Annotated in this window: 22 protein-coding genes; 16 read left to right on the top strand and 6 right to left on the bottom strand. The window is 67.2% G+C overall.

Annotated elements, in window-relative coordinates:
- Positions 1 to 48: 48 nt before the first annotated feature.
- From ABIB28_RS12690 to ABIB28_RS12680, 3 genes are all read left to right on the top strand, one after another.
- Positions 49 to 2,859, top strand: a complete 2,811-nt coding sequence (locus tag ABIB28_RS12690) for a M16 family metallopeptidase (protein ID WP_354288456.1) — start codon at positions 49 to 51, stop codon at positions 2,857 to 2,859.
- A 23-nt stretch (positions 2,860 to 2,882) separates the two neighbouring features.
- Positions 2,883 to 3,185, top strand: a complete 303-nt coding sequence (locus ABIB28_RS12685; protein ID WP_133190799.1) for a hypothetical protein — start codon at positions 2,883 to 2,885, stop codon at positions 3,183 to 3,185.
- A 314-nt stretch (positions 3,186 to 3,499) separates the two neighbouring features.
- Entirely contained in the window at positions 3,500 to 5,389 is a 1,890-nt protein-coding gene (locus ABIB28_RS12680) for a CocE/NonD family hydrolase (RefSeq protein ID WP_354288455.1), read from the top strand.
- Between the two features lie 35 nt (positions 5,390 to 5,424).
- On the opposite strand, the gene ABIB28_RS12675 is transcribed toward ABIB28_RS12680, so the two are convergent.
- A complete protein-coding gene (locus ABIB28_RS12675) occupies positions 5,425 to 6,495 on the bottom strand; it encodes a 5-(carboxyamino)imidazole ribonucleotide synthase (RefSeq protein WP_354288454.1) in 1,071 nt (356 codons plus the stop codon).
- 166 nt (positions 6,496 to 6,661) lie between these two features.
- Complete coding sequence (purE, locus tag ABIB28_RS12670) at positions 6,662 to 7,153, bottom strand: 5-(carboxyamino)imidazole ribonucleotide mutase (RefSeq protein WP_354288453.1); 492 nt, start codon at positions 7,151 to 7,153, stop codon at positions 6,662 to 6,664.
- Between the two features lie 120 nt (positions 7,154 to 7,273).
- Between purE and ABIB28_RS12665 the strand changes: the two genes are divergently transcribed.
- Entirely contained in the window at positions 7,274 to 7,909 is a 636-nt protein-coding gene (locus ABIB28_RS12665; RefSeq protein WP_354288451.1) for a hypothetical protein, read from the top strand.
- A 171-nt stretch (positions 7,910 to 8,080) separates the two neighbouring features.
- Here the strand turns inward: ABIB28_RS12665 and gpmA are convergent, their stop codons facing one another.
- The 3 genes from gpmA to ABIB28_RS12650 are packed head-to-tail and all read right to left on the bottom strand — an operon-like array spanning position 8,081 to position 10,541.
- Complete coding sequence (gene gpmA / locus ABIB28_RS12660) at positions 8,081 to 8,767, bottom strand: 2,3-diphosphoglycerate-dependent phosphoglycerate mutase (RefSeq protein WP_354288449.1); 687 nt, start codon at positions 8,765 to 8,767, stop codon at positions 8,081 to 8,083.
- 23 nt (positions 8,768 to 8,790) lie between these two features.
- A complete protein-coding gene (locus tag ABIB28_RS12655; protein WP_354288447.1) occupies positions 8,791 to 9,909 on the bottom strand; it encodes a M14 family metallopeptidase in 1,119 nt (372 codons plus the stop codon).
- Positions 9,906 to 10,541, bottom strand: a complete 636-nt coding sequence (locus ABIB28_RS12650) for a DUF4136 domain-containing protein (protein ID WP_133190784.1) — start codon at positions 10,539 to 10,541, stop codon at positions 9,906 to 9,908. The genes ABIB28_RS12655 and ABIB28_RS12650 overlap by 4 nt, the downstream gene beginning before the upstream one ends.
- 172 nt (positions 10,542 to 10,713) lie before the next feature.
- On the opposite strand from ABIB28_RS12650, the gene ykgO reads away from it, so the two are divergent.
- Both ykgO and ABIB28_RS12640 read left to right on the top strand, forming a co-directional pair.
- The gene (gene ykgO / locus ABIB28_RS12645) at positions 10,714 to 10,839 is read left to right on the top strand and encodes a type B 50S ribosomal protein L36 (RefSeq protein WP_010160916.1); all 126 of its coding nucleotides are present in this window, start codon (positions 10,714 to 10,716) and stop codon (positions 10,837 to 10,839) included.
- 5 nt (positions 10,840 to 10,844) lie between these two features.
- Positions 10,845 to 11,453 carry an HAD family hydrolase gene (locus ABIB28_RS12640; protein WP_354288446.1) on the top strand — a complete coding sequence of 203 codons (609 nt, stop codon included), beginning with the start codon at positions 10,845 to 10,847 and terminating at the stop codon, positions 11,451 to 11,453.
- 145 nt (positions 11,454 to 11,598) lie between these two features.
- On the opposite strand, the gene pyk is transcribed toward ABIB28_RS12640, so the two are convergent.
- Positions 11,599 to 13,056 (bottom strand): pyruvate kinase, encoded by a 1,458-nt coding sequence (pyk, locus tag ABIB28_RS12635; RefSeq protein ID WP_354288444.1) that lies wholly within the window; start codon positions 13,054 to 13,056, stop codon positions 11,599 to 11,601.
- A gap of 80 nt (positions 13,057 to 13,136) precedes the next feature.
- Between pyk and ABIB28_RS12630 the strand changes: the two genes are divergently transcribed.
- The 10 genes from ABIB28_RS12630 to ABIB28_RS12585 all read left to right on the top strand — a co-directional run bounded on the left by ABIB28_RS12630 (position 13,137) and on the right by ABIB28_RS12585 (position 21,959).
- Positions 13,137 to 13,430 (top strand): DUF1244 domain-containing protein, encoded by a 294-nt coding sequence (locus ABIB28_RS12630; RefSeq protein WP_133190778.1) that lies wholly within the window; start codon positions 13,137 to 13,139, stop codon positions 13,428 to 13,430.
- Positions 13,431 to 13,493: 63 nt separating this feature from the next.
- Complete coding sequence (locus tag ABIB28_RS12625) at positions 13,494 to 13,733, top strand: DUF2312 domain-containing protein (RefSeq protein WP_010185731.1); 240 nt, start codon at positions 13,494 to 13,496, stop codon at positions 13,731 to 13,733.
- A gap of 112 nt (positions 13,734 to 13,845) precedes the next feature.
- Positions 13,846 to 14,589 carry a YebC/PmpR family DNA-binding transcriptional regulator gene (locus ABIB28_RS12620; RefSeq protein ID WP_133190776.1) on the top strand — a complete coding sequence of 248 codons (744 nt, stop codon included), beginning with the start codon at positions 13,846 to 13,848 and terminating at the stop codon, positions 14,587 to 14,589.
- A 331-nt stretch (positions 14,590 to 14,920) separates the two neighbouring features.
- Complete coding sequence (gene ruvC / locus ABIB28_RS12615; RefSeq protein ID WP_354288442.1) at positions 14,921 to 15,406, top strand: crossover junction endodeoxyribonuclease RuvC; 486 nt, start codon at positions 14,921 to 14,923, stop codon at positions 15,404 to 15,406.
- A gap of 43 nt (positions 15,407 to 15,449) precedes the next feature.
- Complete coding sequence (gene ruvA, locus ABIB28_RS12610) at positions 15,450 to 16,043, top strand: Holliday junction branch migration protein RuvA (protein ID WP_354288441.1); 594 nt, start codon at positions 15,450 to 15,452, stop codon at positions 16,041 to 16,043.
- A 105-nt stretch (positions 16,044 to 16,148) separates the two neighbouring features.
- A complete protein-coding gene (locus tag ABIB28_RS12605; RefSeq protein ID WP_354288440.1) occupies positions 16,149 to 16,409 on the top strand; it encodes a hypothetical protein in 261 nt (86 codons plus the stop codon).
- Complete coding sequence (gene ruvB, locus ABIB28_RS12600) at positions 16,406 to 17,428, top strand: Holliday junction branch migration DNA helicase RuvB (RefSeq protein WP_354288439.1); 1,023 nt, start codon at positions 16,406 to 16,408, stop codon at positions 17,426 to 17,428. Before ABIB28_RS12605 ends, ruvB begins: the two co-directional genes overlap by 4 nt.
- Before the next feature lie 100 nt (positions 17,429 to 17,528).
- On the top strand, positions 17,529 to 19,796 hold the full coding sequence (gene ptsP, locus ABIB28_RS12595) for a phosphoenolpyruvate--protein phosphotransferase (protein ID WP_206365587.1): 2,268 nt from the start codon (positions 17,529 to 17,531) through the stop codon (positions 19,794 to 19,796).
- 107 nt (positions 19,797 to 19,903) lie between these two features.
- Entirely contained in the window at positions 19,904 to 20,875 is a 972-nt protein-coding gene (locus ABIB28_RS12590) for a helix-turn-helix domain-containing protein (protein WP_354288438.1), read from the top strand.
- A 64-nt stretch (positions 20,876 to 20,939) separates the two neighbouring features.
- Complete coding sequence (locus ABIB28_RS12585; protein WP_354288437.1) at positions 20,940 to 21,959, top strand: tetratricopeptide repeat protein; 1,020 nt, start codon at positions 20,940 to 20,942, stop codon at positions 21,957 to 21,959.

Here is a 21,959-nt window from a genome sequence, read left to right as displayed (position 1 = left end):
GCCTCACACTACAGTTCATCTTTCAGACGCCATTCCCAGGGGATTTCCATGACCGTCAAGCTGCTCGCGCTCTCTGGTGTAGCGCTCGCAACCTTCGTCACGCCGGCGCTCGCGCAAACCGCGCCGAAGCCCGTTCCGGTGGCGGACCTCGTGAAGCAGGTCGACATCCCCTATAGCGAATTCCGCCTGCCCAACGGCCTGCGCGTCATCGTCAACACCGACCGCAAGGCGCCCGTCGTCGCGGTGTCGGTGTGGTACAATGTCGGCTCGAAGTTCGAGCCCAAGGGCAAGACCGGCTTCGCGCATCTGTTCGAGCATCTGATGTTCAACGGCAGCGAGAACGCGCCGAAGGACTATTTCACCTATACCAAGGCGATGGGCGCGACCGATCTCAACGGCACGACCTATTTCGACCGCACCAATTATTTCGAGACGGTGCCGGTCGCGGCGCTCGACCGTGCGCTGTTCCTCGAAAGCGACCGGATGGGCTATCTGCTCGGCGCGATCACCCCCGCCGTCGTCGACGAGCAGCGCGGCGTCGTCCAGAACGAGAAGCGCCAGGGCGACAACCAGCCCTACGGCCTGGTCCAGTACAAGCAGACCGAAGCGCTGTTCCCCGCCACGCATCCGTATGGCCACACCACGATCGGCGCGATGGCGGATCTCGATTCGGCGAGCGTCGAGGATGTGAAGAACTGGTTCCGCGGGCATTACGGGCCGAACAACGCCGTGCTCGTCCTGTCGGGCGATGTCGACGCCGCGACCGCCAAGACGCTCGTCACCAAATATTTCGGTGCGATCCCCAAGGGGCCCGAAAGCGTCGTCCCGACCGCCGATGTCCCCACGCTCGCCGCGCCGAAAAGCGAGGTGATGAAGGATCGCGTCGCCAATACGCGGATCTACCGGATGTGGGCGGTACCCGGCATCAACAACCCCGACGCGGTCGCGCTCGATGTGGCGGCGGGCGTGCTCGGCGGGCTGTCGAGCAGCCGGCTCGACAATGCGCTGGTGCGCAAGGAAAAGCTCGCGGTGCGCGTCTCGGCGAACAATGAGAGCTTCGCGCAAGTCGGCATGTTCGTGGTCAGCGCCGATGCGCGGCCTGGTGTCGACCCCGCGCTCGTCGCCAAGCGGCTCGACGAGATCATCGCCGACGTCATTGCCAACGGCCCGACTGCCGACGAAGTCGCGCGCGTCGCGACGCGCGACGCCGCAGGGCGGATCGCCGGGCTCGAATCGACCGGCGGCTTCGGTGGCAAGGCGGTCGCGCTCGCCGAGGGCGCGCTGTATGAAAACGATCCAGGCTTCTACAAGAAGCAGCTCGCCGAGCTCGCCGCGCAGACGCCGGCGCGCGTCAAGGCGGCGAGCGCCAAATGGCTGACGCGCCCGGTCTATGCGCTGACCGTCATCCCCGGCGCGCGCGACGCCTATGTCGAGGCGACGCCGCCGGTGAAGGTCGCCGCCGCGCCCGAGCCGGAATTCAAGGGCACGCGCGGTGCGCTCCCGCCGGTCGGCACGCTGTCGAGCCTGGTCTTCCCCAAGGTCGAGCATGCCAAGCTCAAGAACGGCATCGAGCTCATCTACGCCTATCGCAACGCCGTGCCGATCACGCAGGCGTCGATCAGCTTCGACGCGGGCGTCGCGGCCGACGTGCCGGGCAAGCTCGGCACACAGGGGCTGACGCTCGACATGCTCGACGAGGGCACGACGACCCGCGATTCGATCGCGATCGCGGAGGCCAAGGAGCGGCTCGGCGCGAGCATCACCAGTGGTTCGGCGCCCGACCGCACGATCGTCGGCATGTTCACGCCCAGCGCCAATCTCGCGGCGTCGACCGAATTGCTCGCCGATATCGTGCGCCATCCCAAGTTCGATCCGGCCGAGGTCGCGCGGCTCAAGAACCAGCAGCTCTCGCGTATCTCCGCCGAGCTGACGAGCCCGCAGGGCCTCGCGCTGCGTGTGTTCCCCAAACTCGTCTACGGCGCGGCCTATCCCTACGCCAAGGCGCTCGGCAGCGGCGACGCCAAGGCGGTGGCGGCACTGACGCGCGACGATCTGGTCGCCTTCCAGCAAGCCTGGATCCGTCCCGACAAGGCCAAGATCTTCGTTGTCAGCGATCGTCCGCTCGCCGAGATCAAGGCCGCGTTCGACGCGCGCTTCGGCGACTGGACGCCGACCGGGCCCGCCGGCGTCAAGGATTTCAGCGTGAAGACCGCGCCGTCCGCGCCGAAAATCGTGCTGATCGACCGGCCCGATTCGCCGCAGTCGTTCATCATCGCGGGCGCACCCACCGCGCTCGTCGGCACCGACGATCTGCTGCCGCTGGAAACTGCGAACGACACGCTCGGCGGGGATTTCCTGTCGCGCGTCAACATGGACCTGCGCGAGGCGCGGCACTGGTCGTACGGCGTCAACGGATCGTTCCGTCGCGCGCAATACGCCACGCCGTATCTGCTCGGCACCGGCGTCCAGGCGGACAAGACCGGCGAATCGATCGCATCGCTGCGCACCGACTTCGCCGATTTCGTGACGACCAAGGGGATCACGAGCGACGAGTTCGACCGCACGATCACCGACGCGATCAGCTCGCTGCCGGGCAATTTCGAGACGTCGGGCGCGGTGCTTGGCGCGCTGCAGTCGAACGACCTGTATCGCCGCCCCGACGATTATTATGCGACGCTGCCGCAAAAATATCGGGGCTTCACCGCAGGCCAGCTTGACGCTGCGGCACGCGCGGCGCTCGACCCGAAACGCTTCGTCTGGATCGTCGTTGGTGACGCAGCGAAGGTCCGCGGTCAGCTTGACAGCATCGGGTTGCCGGTCGAGGTGATCCCTGCGGCGTCCGTGGCGGACGTGCGCTAGAAATTATTGGCAGGAGACACATCATGGCTGCAGTTGATGGGACGTGGGATACGATCGTCAAGTCGCCGCTCGGCGACCAGAAGGCGGTGCTGACGGTCAAGACCGACGGCACCAGCTGGACCGGCTCGCAGAACGGCGCGATGGGTTCGGTCGAGATCACCGACGGCACGGTCGAAGGTGACACGATCAGCTGGAAGATGTCGATCGTCGTCCCGATGCCGATGACGCTCGACTGCAAGGCGACGGCCGAGGGCGACACGCTCACCGGCACCGTCGGCGCAGGCGCGTTCGGCAGCTTCCCGATGACGGGCACGCGCGCGGCGTAACGCCGTTCGTTTGAGCGATGAAGACGGCCTGCGCTCCAATCGGAGCGCGGGCCGTTTTTGTATCGCGCGACCGTCACCCTAGCCTTGTGCCGGGGCCCACCGTGCCGCACACTTTGCGCGTCGGGGTTTGCAATCCGGTGTGCCCCGGCAGCATGAGGTCGTTCGATCGCCCCACTCCTGTCACCCTCGCGAAAGCGAGGGTCCTGCTTCTTCTTCGGGGGCGGGGCCAGGCAGCGGGATCCCCGCCTTCGCGGGGATGACGGCGGGGGGGGGCGTCATGCGTGTGACCGGAGCGAAGAGCTGGGGAGCGGGGCATGAAGGCACGTTGGTTGTTGGGCGCAGCATTGGCGGTCTCGCCGCTCACCGCGCACGCGCAAACCTATGACGAGCGCCCGGCGAAGCTCTTCCCCCCGAGCGAAGGCTTCAACTACGAGCGTCGCATCGTCGAGATCCCGATGCGCGACGGGGTCAAGCTCCACACCGTCATCCTCCTGCCCAAGGGGGCGCACGACGCCGGCATCCTGATGACGCGCACGCCGTACAACGCCGACGGGATGACGGGCAAAGGCGGCAACAACGCCGATCTCGCGACGAGCCTTACCGGCTATGACAATGCCACCGACGTGATCGTCGACGGCGGCTACATCCGCGTCGTGCAGGACGTGCGCGGCAAATACGGGTCGCAGGGCATCGCGATGATGAACCCGCCGCTCCACGACACCGCGCTCAACCCGACGCATACCGACGACTCGACCGATACCTACGATACGATCGACTGGCTGGTGAAACATCTGCCAGAGTCGAACAAGAAGGTCGGGATCCTAGGCATTTCCTACGACGGTTTTCTGTCGCTGATGCCGCTGATCAACCCGCATCCGGCGCTCGTGGTGGCTGTCCCCGAGAACCCGATGGTCGATGGCTGGCGCGGCGACGACTGGTTCCACAACGGCGCGTTCCGCGTCGGGATCGACTATATCTGGGAGCAGATCGCGACGCGCGACAATTCGTCGCCCTATGCGCGCACAACCTATGACGAATATGACGCGGTGATGCGCGCTGGCTCGACCGGCGCGCTCGCCACGGCGCACGGGCTCGACCAGATCGGCTTCTGGCGCAAGATCGCCGCGCACCCGGCATATGACAGCTTCTGGCAAGCGCAGGCGATGGACCAGGTGCTCAGCCGCCAGCCGCTCAAGGTGCCGGTGATGCTCGTCCACGGCCTGTGGGACCAGGAGGATATCTACGGCGCGACAGCGGTGTATCGCGCGCTGAAACCCAAGGATACCGCCGGGAACATGGTCTATCTGACGATAGGCCCGTGGTATCACGGCCAGCAGATCGACGACGGCAAGGCGCTCGGCGATATCCAATGGGACCAGGACACCGCCAAATGGTGGCGCCGCCAAGTGCTCGGCCCGTTCCTTGCGCATTACCTCAAGGGCACGCCCATGGACGTCGCGCCCGTCACCGCGTTCCAGAGCGGCACCAACCAGTGGCAGCGCCTACCGAGCTGGTCGGCGCAGCCGGCGATGACCAAGCTGTTCCTCCAGCCGGGCGACGCGGTTGGTTTCGCACCCGCCGCTGGACCGGCGCAGACTGCGGACTATGTCTCCGATCCGGCGCATCCGGTGACCAACGTGCCGCGTCCGGTTCGGCCGGTTAGCTACGAGGACAATCACTGGAAGGCGTGGCTGGTCGGCGACCAGCGCATCGTCTCGAGCCGCCCCGACGTGCTGACCTTCACTGGCCCCGTACTGACTCAGCCCGTGACGATCGCGGGGCAGCCGGTCGTCCATCTCACCGCGGCGACGAGCGGCACCGACAGCGACTGGGTGGTCAAGCTGATCGACGTCTATCCCGACCAGGTGCCGAGCGACCCGAAGATGGGCGGATATCAGCTCGCCGTCGGCATGGACATCTTCCGCGGGCGGTATCGCGAGGGGCTCGACCATGCCGTCGCGCTGAAGCCCGGTGTGCCGCTGGCGTATAGCTGGGCGCTGCCGCAGGCGAACCATGTGTTCCTGCCGGGGCACCGCATCATGGTGCAGGTCCAGTCGAGCTGGTTCCCTCTCTATGACCGCAACCCGCAGCGCTTCGTGCCCAACATCTTCTACGCCAAGCCGGCGGATTACGTGAAGGCGACGCAGCAGGTGACGGTGAGCGGGCCGGACCAGAGCTATATCGCGCTGCCGATCGTCCCCTAAATCCTCCCTCGCCCAGCGAGGGGAGGATCAAGCGTTTACCGCCCCAGCCGCGTGACATGCCCCATCTTGCGGCCCGGCCGACTTGCGCCCTTGCCGTAGAGATGCAGATGCGCGCCCGGCTCGGCGAGAATCTCGGCCCAGCGGTCAGCATCGTCGCCGATCAGGTTCTCCATCGCCACGGTGGGCGCCGTCAGCGCCGTGTCTCCCAGTGGTAGCCCGCAGATTGCGCGGATATGGTTCTCGAATTGCGAGCAGACCGCGCCCTCGATCGTCCAATGCCCCGAATTGTGGACGCGCGGCGCCATTTCGTTGAACACCGGGCCGTTAGCACCGGCGAAGAATTCGCACGCGAGCACCCCAACGTACTCGAGCCGATCGGCGATCCGCCCGGCGAGCGCCGCCGCCTCGCCCCATTGCGCCGCGATCTCGGGCGGGGCGGGGAGGGTGGAGGTGGCGAGGATGCCGTCTTCGTGCTGGTTCCACGGTGGCGGATAGCTCACCATCAGCCCGTCGGCGCGGCGCACGAGGAGGATCGAGAATTCGTGGCTGAACTGCACGAAGCCTTCGAGGATCGCGGGCCGCTGGCCGATCGCGTCCCACGCGGCGTCGATCTGGTCAGGCGCGGTGATGCGCACCTGGCCCTTGCCGTCATAACCCATCCGCAGCGTCTTGAGGATCGCCGGCGTGCCGATCTCCACCACCGCGGCTTCGAGCTCAGCGCGCGTCTCGACCTTCGCCCAAGGCGCGGTCCGCCCGCCAATCTCCGCCACGAACGCCTTCTCGACCGCGCGGTCCTGCGCGATGCCGAGCGCGGCGGGCGCGGGATGCACCGGGACCTTGCCCGCGAGATAGGTCACCGGCGCGAGCGCGATATTCTCGAACTCATAGGTGACGACGTCGGCCGCCGCGGCGAATTCGTCGAGCACGATATGGCTGTGATAATCGGCGCGGATGTAGCTGGAAGCGGTCTGCGCGGCGACGGCTTCCTCGTCGGGCGCGAGGATCCGCGTGTGATAGCCGAGCTGCGCCGCGGCGACTGCAAGCATCCGCCCGAGCTGCCCGCCGCCGAGGATGCCGATGGTCGAGCCGGGGGGAAGGGGGGTCATGCGTGCCTATCCGTTGGGTAAGGGGAGATCGTGGGAGCGGGGCTCCCCTCCCTGGAAGGGAGGGGCCGGGGGTGGGTTGGCCCGTTGTTCGACCGGACGCCCGCCCTAGGCCGACCCACCCCCAACCCCTCCCTTTCAGGGAGGGGAGAAAGGTGGGGACTGCGCGTCATTCCGGATCGACAGCCACGCCGTCGGTCTGCGCCGCACGCCAGGCCTGCAGCCGCGCGCTCAACGCCTCGTCCGACAGTGCGAGGATCGCCGCCGCCAGCAATGCCGCGTTCTTCGCGCCGGCCTTGCCGATCGCCAGCGTCCCCACCGGAATCCCCGCAGGCATCTGGACGATCGAATAGAGGCTATCGAGGCCCTTCATCGTCTTGCTCTCGACCGGCACGCCGAGCACCGGCAGATGCGTCATCGCCGCCGCCATGCCCGGCAGATGCGCCGCGCCGCCCGCGCCGGCGATCACCACCTGCAAGCCGCGTTTGGCGGCACCCGTCGCATAGTCGTAGAGCCGCTGCGGCGTGCGGTGCGCCGAAACGACCTTGGTCTCGTGCGCCACGCCCAATTCGGCGAGCAGATCGGCCGCATGGTGCATCGTCTCCCAATCGGACGTGCTGCCCATGATGATGCCGACAAGGGGGGACGCGCTCTGTGCCATGGCGCCGGACTAGCGAGCGGGGTGACGCAGGGCAACCGTTCCCGCCGTCATATCGCAAGCGGAACTTGTTTGGCGCGGCGCGGGTTGGGCGAATCCATACAGTCATATCGGATACACGCCATGACCCGTTTCTCGACCCTTTCGTCCGTCGCGCTTGCCAGCGTGCTGGCTTTCTCCGCCCCCGCCTTCGCCGAGGGCAAGCATGACCGCGCCGAGCAGGCGATCGCCGAAGCGCGCGCCAAGATCGAAGCATCGGCCAAGGTCGGCGCGACGACCGAGACGCCACGGCTCCAGGCCGATGCACAGGCGCAGCTCCGCGCCGCCGAAGAGCATCTTGCCGCGGGCAAGAAGGCCGAAGCGATCGACGATGCGCATCGCGCGTCGCAGCTTGCCGACACCGCGCTCGGCCAGGCGCAGCGTGCGCATAACGATGCCGCCCATGCCGCCACGACCAACGCCCGCAACGTCGCAATGGACGCGCAGGCCGATGCCGCAGCCGCCAACGCCCGTGCGAACGCCGCCGAGCAGGCCGCCGCTTCGGCAGCCGCCGACGCAGCCGCAGCACGGTCGGCGCCGCCGGTTGTGGTCCAGGCGCCCGCACCGACCACGACGGTAACGACCGAGACGACGAAGACCGCGGCGCCTGCCGTTCGTCACACCGCAGTCAAGCGCGTCGTGCGCAAGGCAACGACGCGCCGCGCTGCACCTGCGCGCGTGACCGAGAAGACCACCACGACGGTTACGACGGGCCAGTAAGCCCTAGCGATGGTTTAATCCCCTCCCCCGGCGATCGGGGGAGGTGGACGCTGAGCAGTCAGCGAATAGTGGAGGGGGCAACATGCGCTGTGCGCGCTATCGATCTCCCTCCACCATCCGTTTGAAGAAGGCGGGCAGTTCCCCTTTCCGCCCAGCGGCCGAGCTACGAGCTCAGCGCTCGCTCAAATAATAACGATCGGTCGCCGCCAGCGAATCGTCGAGTTCGTAGACGATCGGCTGACCGGTCGGGATCTCGAGCGTGGTGATCTCGTCATCGGGGATCCCCGACAGATGCTTGACGAGCGCGCGCAGTGAATTGCCATGCGCCGAGATGACGACCCGCTGCCCATCGCGCAGAGCAGGCGCGATCCGCCCCTCCCAATACGGCAGCACGCGCGCGATCGTGTCCTTGAGGCTCTCGGTCGCAGGGACATCGATCCCGGCATAGCGGCGATCCTGCGACAGATCGTACTCGCTGCCGGCCTGCAGCGGCGGCGGCGGGATGTCGAAGCTGCGGCGCCAGATATGGACTTGCTCCGCACCGTGCTTGGCGGCGGTCTCGGCCTTGTCGAGGCCGGTCAGCCCGCCATAGTGCCGCTCGTTGAGCCGCCAGTCCTTCTCGACCGGAAGCCACAGCCGCCGCATTTCCTCGAGCGCCAGGTTGAGCGTCTTGATCGCGCGCGTCTGCAGCGAGGTGAAGCAGAGATCGAAATCGAGCCCCTTCTCGGCCATCAGCCGCCCCGCGGCGCGCGCCTCCTCGACGCCCTTGTCGGTCAGATCGACATCCCACCAGCCAGTGAAGCGGTTCTCGAGGTTCCAGGCCGACTGGCCGTGGCGGATCAGGACGAGGGTGGGCATCTGGGTCTCCTTTGCGAGGGGGCCTAGATTGCGTCGATCATGTCGGCAAGCACTTCGAGGCACGCATGCGCCAGCGTCTTCGAGCGCGCGCCCGACCAGCCGAACTCGGCATCGGGGTTGGGGTCATGGTCCTTGAACGGCATTTCGAGCGTCATCGACACCGCGCCGAACCGCTCGGCGAGCTGGTTGGTCGACATCGACAGGTTGGCCTTGCCCGGCGCCGCCTTGTCGTAGCCGCGTGCGGTCTGGAAATCGGGCGAATGCGCCGCGAGCCGCTCGCCGAACTCGGTATATTTGGCGCCGAGCGCGTCGGTCCAGGAGGGGATGCCCTCGAACCCGGCGAAGAAATTCGCCGCGATCGCCTCGTCGCCGTGCACGTCGATCGCGAAGGCGACGCCGGTCGCGTCCATCGCATCGCGGACGCACAGCACTTCGGGGCTCTTCTCCGGCGTCGGCGTATGCCATTCGCGGTTGAGGTTCACGCCCGCTGCATTGGTGCGCAGATGCCCGCGGAACGAGCCGTCGGGGTTCATGTTGGGGACGCAGTGGAAGGTCGCCTTTTCGCGCAAGGCGCGGGCCACCGGATTGGCGGCATCGGTCAGCCAGTCGAGCGCGCCTTCCATCCACCACTCGGCCATGCTCTCGCCGGGATGCTGGCGCGCGTAGAGCCAGACATGCTTGGGGCCGCTGCCGATATCGAGGCAATCGATCGCGCGGCCGTCGAGCGACTGGCCGAGCTCGCGATGCGTCACGCCTGGCTGCCCCGCGATGCGGGCGACCAGCGCGTCGTGCTGCTCGATCGTATAGGGTTCGAAATAGGCGAACCAGACGAGTTCGCTGTCGCCGTTCCACTCGAACTCAAGCATCCCGTCGACGTAGCGCGTCGGGATCATCCGCCATGCCAGGCGATCGGTGCTCGCGCGCACCTTGTAGCCCGGCCAGCCAAACGGATAGGCCGATTGCGCAGCGTTGGTGATGCGCAAGGTGAGCGTCCGCCCCTTCGCGCCCGCGACGCGGAAGTGGAACCACTGGAAGAAGTCCGACTGATGGTCGAGCCGGATGGCGAGATCGACGTGGTCGCCGTCAATGGCGACCACGTCGATGTTTCCGCTATCGAAAGCGGCGTTGATGGTGATGCTCATCGCACCGTAATAGTGCGACCCGATTCCCCGGGGAAGCCCAGGAACAGCGCATGCGACAATTTGGCTGCCGCGGCGTTGGCTTGTGCAGCGGGCGCCTCGCCGGGCGAGAAGGTCTGCGCATGGCCTTCCCAGATCACCGTCGCGTCGCGGCGGCGGCGGATCTGGACGGTGAGGTCGGTGAGCACCACGGTGCGGTATTTCTGCTTGCCGATCGGGAAGGAGATGCCGCCACCGAGGCCCACGCCGCCGCCGCCACGATAGCCACCACCACCGCTATAGCCACCGCCGCCGAGACCGATGCTCACGCCGCTGCCGCCATTGCGCGGCGGCGCCGGGCGCGTCGTCCGTGTAAAGCCGACGACCGCGAGATATTGCGCATCGGGATCGGTTTTGGGGACGGTGAAGCCGTGCGCCAGCGCCTCGGTCTGGACGGCGGCGGCATAGGTCTTGAACTCGAGGCTGGCGGGGCCGCCACCGGGCGCGGGTTCGACCGCGAGCGTCCCCGTCTCGAGCGGCGTTGCCGTCGATCCGAGGTGAAACCGCGTCACTTCGACCGGACCACTCGTCGTCGTCGTCGCGCAGGCGCTCAAGCTCGCTGCCGCGGCAATTGCCATTCCCAAAGCCAGCTTCATACTCTTGTCCTTGTTATCACAGTCGTTGCAGGGGTGTAACGCCTGGACCCGGGCTTCGGGTTCCGTCGCTATAGCGCGGCGTATCGACGCGGTCGCGCTTGACTTGGGGAGGGCGCGACCATATGCGCAGCGGCTCTTTTCCACATTCCAGATTTTGCAAAGCGAATCGATCATGAAGATCCGCAATTCCTTGAAGTCGCTCAAGGGCCGTCATCGCGATAACCGCGTGATCCGTCGTCGTGGGCGTACCTATATCATCAACAAGACCAACCGCCGCTTCAAGGCCCGCCAGGGCTAAGCGACGTGACGCGGGCCGTCGTCTTCGACGTCGGCAACGTCTTGTACGATTGGAATCCCAGATTCCTCTATGAGCGCCTGATCGGTGACGATCGGGCGCTCGATGCATTCCTGCGCGATGTCGCGACCAAGGAATGGCATTTCCAGCATGACGCTGGCCGTCCGTTCGCCGACACCTCGGCCGAGCTCGCCGCCGCGCATCCGCAGCATGCCGCTCTGATCGCCGCCTGGGGGCCGCGCTTCGGCGAGCAGCTTGGCGGGATGTTGCCGGGGATGCGCGACCTCGTGCGCGAACTCGAGGAGGCGGGCGTGCCGCTGTATGCGATCACCAATTTCTCGGGCGAGTTCTGGCCGTCGTTCCGCGACCGCGAGGCCGATCTGTTCGATCGCTTCGACGACATCGTCGTCTCGGGCGACGAATTGCTGACCAAGCCCGATCCGGCGATCTATCGCCTCGCGCTCGAGCGGTTCGGGTTGCGCGCCGAGGACACGCTGTTCGTCGATGACCGCGAAGACAATGTCGCGGGCGCGCAGAGCGTCGGGATGGGCGCGGTGGTCTTCACCGACGCCGCGACGCTGCGCGCGGATCTCGCGCGCTACGGCATTCTCGCCTAAGCCACGCCTTCGGTTCCATCGCGTAGCACCCACTTCGTCACCCCGGCCTTGTGCCGGGGCCCACCGTGCCGCGCGCGCTCGGGCGGCAGGGTGGGCATCGCAGTGGACCCCGGGACAAGCCCGGGGTGACCGTGAGGGGTTGGACCTAGCTCGCATACCCCTTCAGCTCATCGCCACTGACCCGCACGACGTGGAGCACGTTGGTCGACCCCGGCGTCTTGAACGGCACGCCCGCGATCAGGATGATGCGGTCGCCCGCCTTGGCGAGGTTGTGGCGCAGCGCCATGCGCTTGGCCTTGGCGACCATCTCCTCGAACGAATCGACGTCCTTGGTCAGGATCGCATAGGCGCCCCACAGCAAGCCCGCACGCCGCGCGGTTTCGGCATTCGGGGTAAGGATCATCAGCGGGACGCCGGGCCGCTCGCGCGCGACGCGGCGGGCGGTCGAGCCCGAGGCGGTGAAGCAGATGATCGCGGCGGCCTCGACCGTCTGCGCGATGTTCTTGGCGGCTTCGGCCAGGGCATCGGCGGTGGTCGGGTCCGAGCGGATCACGGTGAAGTGGATCCGGTCGCCATGCGTCGGATCCTTTTCGACCGCTTCGCCGATCGCGTTCATCATCGCTACCGATTCGGTCGGCCACGCGCCGGCCGCGCTTTCGGCCGAGAGCATGATCGCATCGGCGCCGTCATAGATCGCGGTCGCGACGTCGGACACCTCGGCGCGCGTCGGCGAGGGCGAGGTGATCATCGATTCGAGCATCTGCGTCGCGACCACCACCGGGCGGCCCAGGCGGCGCGACACTTCGATGATGCGCTTCTGCAGCGGCGGGACGCTCTCGGGCGGCATCTCGACGCCGAGATCGCCGCGCGCGACCATCACGCCGTCGCACATCTCGACGATTTCCTCGAGCCGCTGGATCGCTTGCGGCTTCTCGATCTTGGCGAGCAGCGACGCCTTGCCGCCGATCAGCTTCCGCGCCTCGGCGAGATCCTCGGGGCGCTGGACGAACGACAAAGCGATCCAGTCGACGCCCTGGTCGACCGCGAAGGCGAGATCGCTGCGGTCCTTTTCGGTCAGCGCCGCCATCGGCAGCACGACGTCGGGGACGTTCAGCCCCTTGCTGTTCGACAGCGCGCCGCCGACCACGACCTCGGTGACGATCGTCGTGTCGGTGTGGTCGGTCACGCGCAGCACGAGCTTGCCGTCGTCGAGCAGGAGGCGTGCGCCGGGCTCGATCGCCTCGAAGATCTCGCGGTGCGGCAGCTCGACGCGCGTCGTGTCGCCGGGCGTGGTGTCGCGGTCGAGCGTGAAGGTCTGGCCCTTGACGAGCTCGATCTTGCCGCCCTCGAACTTGCCGACGCGCAGCTTGGGCCCCTGCAGATCGGCGAGGATCGTGGTCGGGCGCTGATAAATCTTCTCGAGCGCGCGGATCGCCTGGATGACGGCGATCTTCGATTGCTGGTCGCCGTGGCTCATGTTGACGCGGAAGGCGTCGGCGCCCGCTTCGAACAAAGCGGCGATCATCTCGGGGGTGCTGCTGGCGGGGCCGAGCGTGGCGAGGATACGTACCTTACGCGCGCGCGGGGCGATGGTCTTGATCATGGGGAGGTCCTTGCCGTGGGGAGGCTGTACGGCTGCTGCTCTACCTCCTATCTCGCCACGATCAACCGTGGAGCGAAACGATGCGCGATTTGGATGGACTGGATGATGCCGTAGCGGCGGCAGCGTTTCGGCGGCTGGTGCGCCATCTGCGCCACCGCAGCGACGCCGAGAATATCGACTTGATGGGGCTGGCCGGTTTCTGCCGCAATTGCCTGTCGGACTGGGTCGAAGAGGCTGACGGCGGCATGACCAAGGACGAGGCACGCGCGATCGTCTACGGCATGCCGTACGCGCAGTGGAAAGCCGAGCATCAGGGCGATGCGACGCCCGAGCAACTCGAGCGGATGCGCCAGAGTGTTTCGAAGAATGCGTGACGGCGGCGCTGCGCTGGCCTAAAGCGCGCGCCTTTCACTGATTCAAACCCCGGGGGATTTACCGTGAGCGACATTATCGCCGCCGACCAGCTACGCCTTCTCATCGAGCGCATCGAGCGCCTCGAGGAAGAAAAGAAGGGCATCGCCGACGACATCAAGGACGTGTACGGCGAAGCGAAGTCGACCGGCTTCGACGTCAAGACGATCCGCTCGATCGTGCGGCTGCGCAAGATGGAGAAGCATCACCGCGAGGAAGCCGAGGCGCTGCTCGAGACCTACAAGCAAGCGCTCGGGCTCGACTAAGCCGACCCGTCATGCTGAACTCGTTTCAGCATCCATGCGATCGGCCGAGCGTCGCCCATGGACCCCGGCTCCCACGTCCGGGGTGACGACACTGTAGTTTGAGAGAGATCCAATGGCAGGCCATTCCAAATATAAGAACATCATGTACCGCAAGGGCGCGCAGGATAAGAAGCGCTCGGGCATGTTCTCGAAGCTCAGCCGCGAAATCACCGTCGCGGCGAAGATGGGCCTGCCCGATCCCGACATGAACCCGCGGCTGCGCATGGCGATCAACGCCGCCAAGGCGCAGTCGATGCCCAAGGACAATATCCAGCGCGCGGTCGACAAGGCGTCGAAGGGCGACACCGAGAATTACGAGGAAATCCGCTATGAGGGCTTCGGCCCCGGCGGTGTCTCGCTGATCATCGAAGCGCTGACCGACAACCGCAACCGCACCGCGACCAACGTTCGCACCGGCATGGCGAAGAATGGCGGCAACATGGGCGCTTCGGGCTCGGTCAGCCATGCGTTCGACCGGATGGGGCTGATTTCCTATCCGGCGTCGGCGGGCGATGCCGAAAAGGTGTTCGAGGCCGCGCTCGAAGCCGGCGCCGAGGACGTCCAGTCGAGCGAGGACGGCCATGAGATCTGGACCTCGAACGATTCGCTCCACGAAGTCGTGACGGCGCTGACACCGGTGCTCGGCGAGCCAGAAGGCGCCAAGCTCGCCTGGCGCCCGCAGACGATGGTCGAAGTCGGCGAGGACGATGCGGCGACGCTGTTCAAGCTGATCGACACGCTCGACGATGACGACGACGTGCAGACCGTGTGGGGCAATTACGAAGTGTCCGACGCGATCCTCGAGAAGCTTGGGTGATTTGGGTTTCACGCGAAGGCGCGAAGGCACGAAGAGAAGAAGGTTCGTTCGCGCGGAGGCGCGGAGGCGCGGAGATGGTGCGCTCCGGATCGGGCACCATTCCCCGCGCGTCATGCCGGGCTCGTCCCGGCATCCACCGTGCCGCACTTCCTGCGCGTGATGCGCTCGGACGCCGGTGGACCCCGGGACAAGTCCGGGGTGACGGTCAGGGTGCGGTCGAGAAAATCTCTCCGTCTTCCTCTTCTTCTTCTCCGCGCCTCCGCGCCTCCGCGCGAACAAACGCCTTCTTCGCGCCTTCGCGCCTTCGCATGAATCCTGTTCGCGCAGCGCAATGCTGATCCTCGGCCTCGACCCGGGCCTCGGCACCACCGGCTGGGGGCTGATCCGCGCCGAGGGTAACCGGCTCAGCCATGTCGCCAACGGCAAGCTCAAGACCGACACCGCCGCCCCGCTGCCGCGCCGGCTCGCGCATCTCGACGCGATGCTCTCGGCGCTGATCATCGACCATGCGCCCGATGGCTGCGCGGTCGAGGAAGTGTTCGTCAATTCCAACCCGCAATCGACGCTCAAGCTCGGCCAGGCGCGCGGCGTCGTGCTGTGCGCGGGGGCGCGCGCGGGGCTCGAGGTCGGCGAATATGCTGCGCGGCTCGTCAAGAAGGCGGTGGTCGGCACCGGCGGCGCGGAGAAGGCGCAGGTCCATGCAATGGTCTCGGTGCTGCTCCCCGGCGTCAAGATCGACGGCGCCGACGCCGCCGATGCGCTCGCGGTGGCGATCTGCCACGCGCATCATATCGCGAGCGCGCGGCGGCTGCCCTGATTTCGCTTTCCCGCGACCGCTCGTTCCTGTTACGTACCGGCGCATGATCGCCCATTTAAAAGGCCGCCTCGATGCGACCGGACTCGACCATGCCGTGATCGACGTCGGCGGCGTCGGTTATCTCGTCGGCGCGTCGAGCCGCACGCTCGCCAGCATCGGCCCGGTTGGCGAGGCGGTGATGCTGCATACCGAAATGCTGGTGGCCGAGGATTTCATCCGCCTGGTCGGCTTTTCGAGCGCGGCCGAGCGCGACTGGTTCCGCCTGCTGACCGGCGTGCAGGGGGTGGGCGCGCGCGTCGCGCTGGCGATCCTCTCGGCGCTCGAACCGACCGACCTCGCGCGCGCGATCGCGAGCCAAGACAAGGCGATGGTGGCGCGCTCGAACGGCGTCGGCCCCAAGCTCGCCGAGCGGATCGTGCGCGAATTGAAGGACAAGATCGGCGGGGTCGAGCTCGGCCACGCTGGCACGGCGATCGCGCCGGTTGGGGCGGGCGCGGATGCTGTGTCGGCGATGCTCAACCTCGGCTTCCGCCCGGCCGAAGCGTCGGGCGCGGTTGCGGCCGCGGAAGAGGAATTGGGGGCGGGCGCTACGCTCGATGCGCTGGTCCGGCTGGCGCTGCGCAAGGCGGCGAAGTAGCATGGTGACGGTGTGGAAGGCCTCGATCGGCGAACGCCGGAGCACCGTTTCGGATTTCGCAACGTCGTGAGCGGACGGGCATCAGATCCGCGAACCGGGGACGCCATGCACGCGGTCCCGACGATCGAGCATATCCGCGAGATCCTATGGAACGACGATGGCGGCATCGCAGAGATCTACAACCATCTGATCTATCGATTCGAAGAGTCGGGGATCATCGCGCGCGCCTATCTCGATGATCCCGACAAGGTATCGATCATGGCGGTCGGCCCGGTGCCCGATCCGGTGCTCGCCTATCTCAAGGATCGCTTCTGGCGGATCGACCAGATCGGCGCCCAAGGCTATCGAACGATTTGGACAGCATGACCGACAAGCCTCTCCTCTCTCCCGCGCGGACGCCCGAAGACATCGACGCCGCGCTGCGCCCCAAATCGCTTGACGATTTCGTCGGGCAGAAGGCCGCGCGCGAGAATCTGCGCGTGTTCATCGCCGCCGCCAAGGCACGCGGCGATGCGCTCGATCATGTACTCTTCTTTGGCCCGCCGGGGCTCGGCAAGACCACGCTCGCGCAGATCGTCGCGCGCGAAATGGGCGTGGGCTTCCGCGCCACCTCGGGGCCGGTGATCGCCAAGTCGGGCGATCTTGCCGCCTTGCTCACCAATCTCGAGGATGGCGACGTCCTCTTTATCGACGAGATCCACCGGCTCCAGCCCGCGGTCGAGGAAGTGCTCTACCCGGCGATGGAGGACCGCGCGCTCGATCTGATGATCGGCGAGGGGCCATCGGCGCGCTCGGTGCGGATCGACCTGCCGCGCTTCACGCTGATCGGCGCGACGACGCGGCAGGGGTTGCTGACGACCCCTTTGCGCGATCGCTTCGGCATCCCGGTGCGGCTCAGCTTTTACACCATCGAGGAGCTCGAAAAGGTCGTGTCGCGTGCGGCGCGGCTGCTCGACCTGCCGCTGTCGAGCGATGGCGCGACCGAGGTCGCGCGCCGCTCGCGCGGGACGCCGCGGATCGCCGGGCGGCTGCTGCGCCGGGTGCGCGATTTTGCGCACGCCGCAGGGCATGACCTGGTCGATGCGAAGGCTGCCGATGCCGCGCTCAATCGGCTCGAGGTCGACCGGCTCGGGCTCGACGCGATGGACCGGCGCTATCTGATGATGATCGCCGACATCTATCGCGGCGGTCCGGTCGGGGTCGAGACGCTGGCGGCGGGGTTGAGCGAACCGCGCGACACGGTCGAGGAAGTGATCGAGCCGTATCTCATCCAGCTGGGCCTGATCGCGCGGACCGCACGCGGGCGCTGCCTGAATGCGGGCGGGTGGAAGCATCTCGGCCTCACGCCGCCCGAAGGCGCGCAGGAGAGCCTGTTCGATAGCTGACCTAAAAGCCCCTGCCCTGAAGGGGAGGGAAGGACCAGAGAAGCAAATCTTGTGCGGCGCACGATAGCCAAGCCCCGCACCAATCTGTTAGCCCATTCGTATGACTGCAGCCGCCTCCGCCCGCGAAATCCTCGTTCGTCTCCACGACGTGATGGCCTCGCGCACCGCGCCGCAGGCCAAGCTCAACGCAGTGGTCGCCATCGTCGGCGAAGGCATGGCGAGCGAAGTGTGCTCGATCTACCTGCTGCGCGAGGGCGTGCTCGAACTCTATGCCACCCGCGGCCTTGCGCAGGAGGCGGTCCACGTCACCAAATTGGCGCTTGGCGAGGGGCTAGTCGGCACGATCGCGCAGCAGGCCGAGATCCTCAACCTCGACGAAGCGTCGAGCCACCCCGACTTCGTCCAGAATCCCGAGACGGGCGAGGAGAAGTTTCGCAGCTTCGCCGGCGTGCCGATCATCCGGCGCGAGCGCGCGATCGGCGTGCTGTCGGTCCAGCATGTCGATCCGCGCCGCTATGACGAGGTCGAGATCGAGGCGTTGCAGACCGTCGCGATGGTGCTGTCCGAGCTGATCGCCAATGCCGAACTGGTCGATGCGAGTGGCGCCGCGACGATGCGCCCGCAATCGACCGCGCCGATGCGGATCATGGGGTTGAAGCTCGTCGAGGGCATGGCGAGCGGTTACGCCGTGTTCCACCAGCCGCGCGTCCATGTCGAGCATACCGTCGCCGAGGATACCGAGGCCGAGCGTCACCGCGTCTATGCCGCGTTCGACAAGATGCGCGCGCAGATCGAGCGGCTCGCCAGCCAGGCCGAGTTCGGTGGCGGTGGCGAGCATGAAGAGGTGCTCGAGACATACAAGATGTTCGCCTATGACGAGGGCTGGGCACGGCGGATCAACGAGGCGATCGATTCGGGGCTGACCGCGGAGGCCGCGATCGAGCGCGTCCAGCAGCGCACGCGGATGCGGATGCGGCAGATCGACGATCCGTTGCTCGCCGACCGGATGCACGATCTCGAGGATCTGTCGAACCGGCTGCTGCGCATCGTCTCGGGCCAGATGGGGACCGCGGCGCAGATGGGACTGCGGCAGGACACGATCCTGATCGCGCGCAACTTGGGACCCGCCGAACTGCTCGAATATGATCGGCGGCGACTGAAGGGCGTGTTGCTCGAGGAAGGGTCGCTCACCGCGCACGTCACGATCGTCGCGCGCGCGATGGGGGTGCCCGTGCTCGGCCGCGTTCGCGACGTGCGGCGGTTGATCGGCGAGGGCGATCTGCTGCTGCTCGACGTTACTGCCGGCAATGTCTTCGCGCGGCCGTCCTCCGCGATGGAGGAGGTTTTCGATACCGCGCTCAACCTGCGCCAGAAGCGCCGCGCGGTCTTCGCCGCGCTCAAGACCGAGGCGCCGGTGACCAAGGACGGACATCGCCTGACGGTTATGGTCAATGCGGGCTTGCGCGACGACGTGGCGGCGCTCGACGTGACCGGCGCCGATGGGATCGGGCTGTTTCGAACCGAATTCCAGTTCCTCGTCTCGGCCACGCTGCCATCGCGCGAGCGCCAGCAGCGGCTCTACAAGGACGTGCTCGACGCCGCGGGCGACCGCCCGGTGATCTTCCGCACGGTCGATATCGGCGGCGACAAGGCGCTGCCGTATCTCAACAAGGAAGACGCCGACGAGGAGAACCCGGCGATGGGGTGGCGCGCGATCCGGCTTGCGCTCGAGCGCGGCGGGTTGATGAAGGTCCAGGCGCGCGCGCTGCTCGAGGCGGCGGCGGGGCGGACGCTCAGCGTGATGTTCCCGATGGTCAGCGAACCGTGGGAGTTCGACGAAGCGCGCGCGCTGTTCGAGGCGCAGCGCGAATGGCTGAGCGCGCGTGGCAAGAAGATGCCGAGCGAGATCCGCTACGGCGCGATGCTCGAAGTCCCGGCGCTCGCCGAACAGCTCGATTTGCTGCTGCCCAACATTGCGTTCCTGTCGGTCGGCACCAACGACCTGACGCAGTTCCTGTTCGCGGCCGACCGCGCCAATCCCAAGCTAGCAGAACGCTATGACTGGCTGAGCGGGGCGATCCTGCGCTTCCTCGCAAAGCTCGTCGCGCCGACGCGCGCGGCCGGCGTCCAGCTCACCGTCTGCGGCGAGATGGGCGGGCGGCCCCTCGAGGCGATGGCGCTGATCGGGCTCGGGATCGAGCGGCTGTCGATCACCCCGGCGGCGGTCGGGCCGATCAAGGCGATGGTGCGCTCGCTCGATCGCGCCGCGCTGACCGTGTTCATGGCCGATCTGCTCAAGACTCCGCCGCGCGACATGCGCGGGGCGCTGCTTGCATGGGCGGGCGAAAACGGTGTCGAACTGGCGTGATCGTACGGCAGGCGGCGTGACAAGGCGTTGACTTGTCCCGCCCCCTTTGTGAGACAGCCGCTGGGCAAGGGACATATCGGGCCGCACGCGCCTTGCCGGAGGAAGTGATGACCGAACCGATCCCGGCCGACGAGCCGAAGCTGTTTCCCAAGACCGCGGGGGACACGCTGCGCGAGGCGCGCGAGGCGCAGGGCCTGTCGCTTGCCGAAGTCGCCTCGCGGACGCGGATCCCGGTGCGCCAGCTCGAGGCGATCGAGGAGGGCAATTATGCGGCGCTTCCGTCGATCACCTATTCGGTCGGCTTCGCCAAGGCCTATGCCCGCGCGGTCGGCGTCGACGAGGTCGCGATCGCGCGCGAAGTCCGCGGCGCGAGCGACCAGCCGAGCGCCAAGCGCACCAATTACGAAGCGTACGAAATCGACGAGCCGTCGCGCGTTCCGCCGCGCGGCCTGGCGATCACCACCTTGCTGATCGCGGTCGTGGTGCTGATCGGCGCCGGGCTGTTCTACGGCACCTCGCTGTTCCGCGGCGATGGCGAGCCCGCCAGCGCCCCGAGCACGCAAAGCGCCAATACCATCGCGGCCGCCCCCACCGTAGCCCCGTCGCCGAGCGTGCCGACCGGTGCAGTCGTGCTGACCGCGTCCGACGAGGTGTGGCTCCGGATCTATGACACGGCCGGCAAGACGATCCATCTCGGCACGATGAAAGCGGGCGAGAGCTATACCATCCCCGCCGACGCGGTCGGCCCGATGATCAATGTCGGGCGCCCTGACAAGCTGCAGGTGACCGTCGGTGGCACGGCTGTCGCGCCGCTCGGCGACGGCAAGCGCGCGATCAAGGACGTACCGCTCGACGCCGCTGCGCTCACCGCGCGCGGCACCGCGCCCGCGGCCGCGGTGACGCCTTCGGCCGCTGTTGGACCGACGGCGCGGCGCGAGGAGACACGCTCGACGCGGACGCGCACTGCGGCATCGACTTCGGCGCCGTCGTCGTCGCTCCAGCCGCTCAACATCGCGGCGCCTGCCGCGGTGGCGCCCGAACCGGCCGCACCCGCCGCCGCTCCGACGCCCGCCCCTTAACGCTGGCGGCACAAGGCTAATGTCGGCTATGCTACTCGCTTCATCAGCACCGGGGGGTGTACGAATGCGTAACCATCTATTGACCGCTTTCCTGCTCGCCGGGAGCATGCTGAGCGCGCCGCCCGCGAATGCGCAGAGCAGCAGCGGCAACGGGCGCGCGATCGAGGGCCGGGTCGACCGGCTCGAAGGCGAGATGCGCGCGGTGCAGCGCAAGGTGTTCCCCGGTGGCAGTGGCGGCAGCGGTGGCCAGTATATCCAGCCCGACAATCGTCCGGCCGATCCCGACGCGATCCTCGGCGGATCGCCGACCAGCCCGGTCGCCGATTTGACCGCACGCGTCGATTCGCTCGAAAACCAGCTGCGCACCTTGACCGCGCAGACCGAGACCAACCAGCACCGCCTGCAAGGGCTCGACAGCCGCCTGAAGGCGCTCGAGGCCAATGCCGCCGCGGCCGCTGCTGCGGCGACGCCTGCGGCTGTGCCAGGGGATGACGGCGGCAGCTTCGACCGGCCCGTGCCCGCGCGCCCGACGGCGGATCGCACCCCCGATCGCGGGTTCGACCGACCCGCCACCCCAACACGCCCCGCGCCGGCAAAGTCGACGGTGACCCCGCCGCCAGTGGTCAGCACCAAGGATCCGGCACGCGCGCAGCAAGTCGCCGCGGTCGAGCGACCCGATTCGGGTGACGTCGCCGAGGACACCTATCTCTACGGCTATCGCCTGTGGGCGGCGCACCTCTATCCCGAGGCCGAGGCGCAGTTCACCACCGTCACGACCAAGTTCCCGACGCACAAGCGCGCGAGCTATGCGCAGAACCTGCTCGGCCGTTCGTATCTCGAGGATGGCCAGCCGTCGCGCGCGAGCCTCGCTTTCTACGACAATTACAAGAAATGGCCCGATGGCGATCGTGCGCCCGAAAGCCTCTATTACCTCGCCCAGGCGCTGGTGAAGCTCGACAAGCCCGCCGCGCAAGTGTGCAAGGTCTATACCGAGCTCCAGCGCAGCTATGGCGCGAAGGTCGATGCCGATGCGCGGATGAAGGCGGGCGTCGCCAAGGGTCGTGCCGCTTCCAACTGCTCGTGA

It is taken from the genome of Sphingomonas sp. UYEF23 (assembly GCF_040546165.1).
Lineage (GTDB): Bacteria > Pseudomonadota > Alphaproteobacteria > Sphingomonadales > Sphingomonadaceae > Sphingomonas > Sphingomonas glacialis.
The sequence above is the reverse complement of the archived record's forward strand: the minus strand, read 5'-3'. Positions and strand labels throughout refer to the sequence as shown.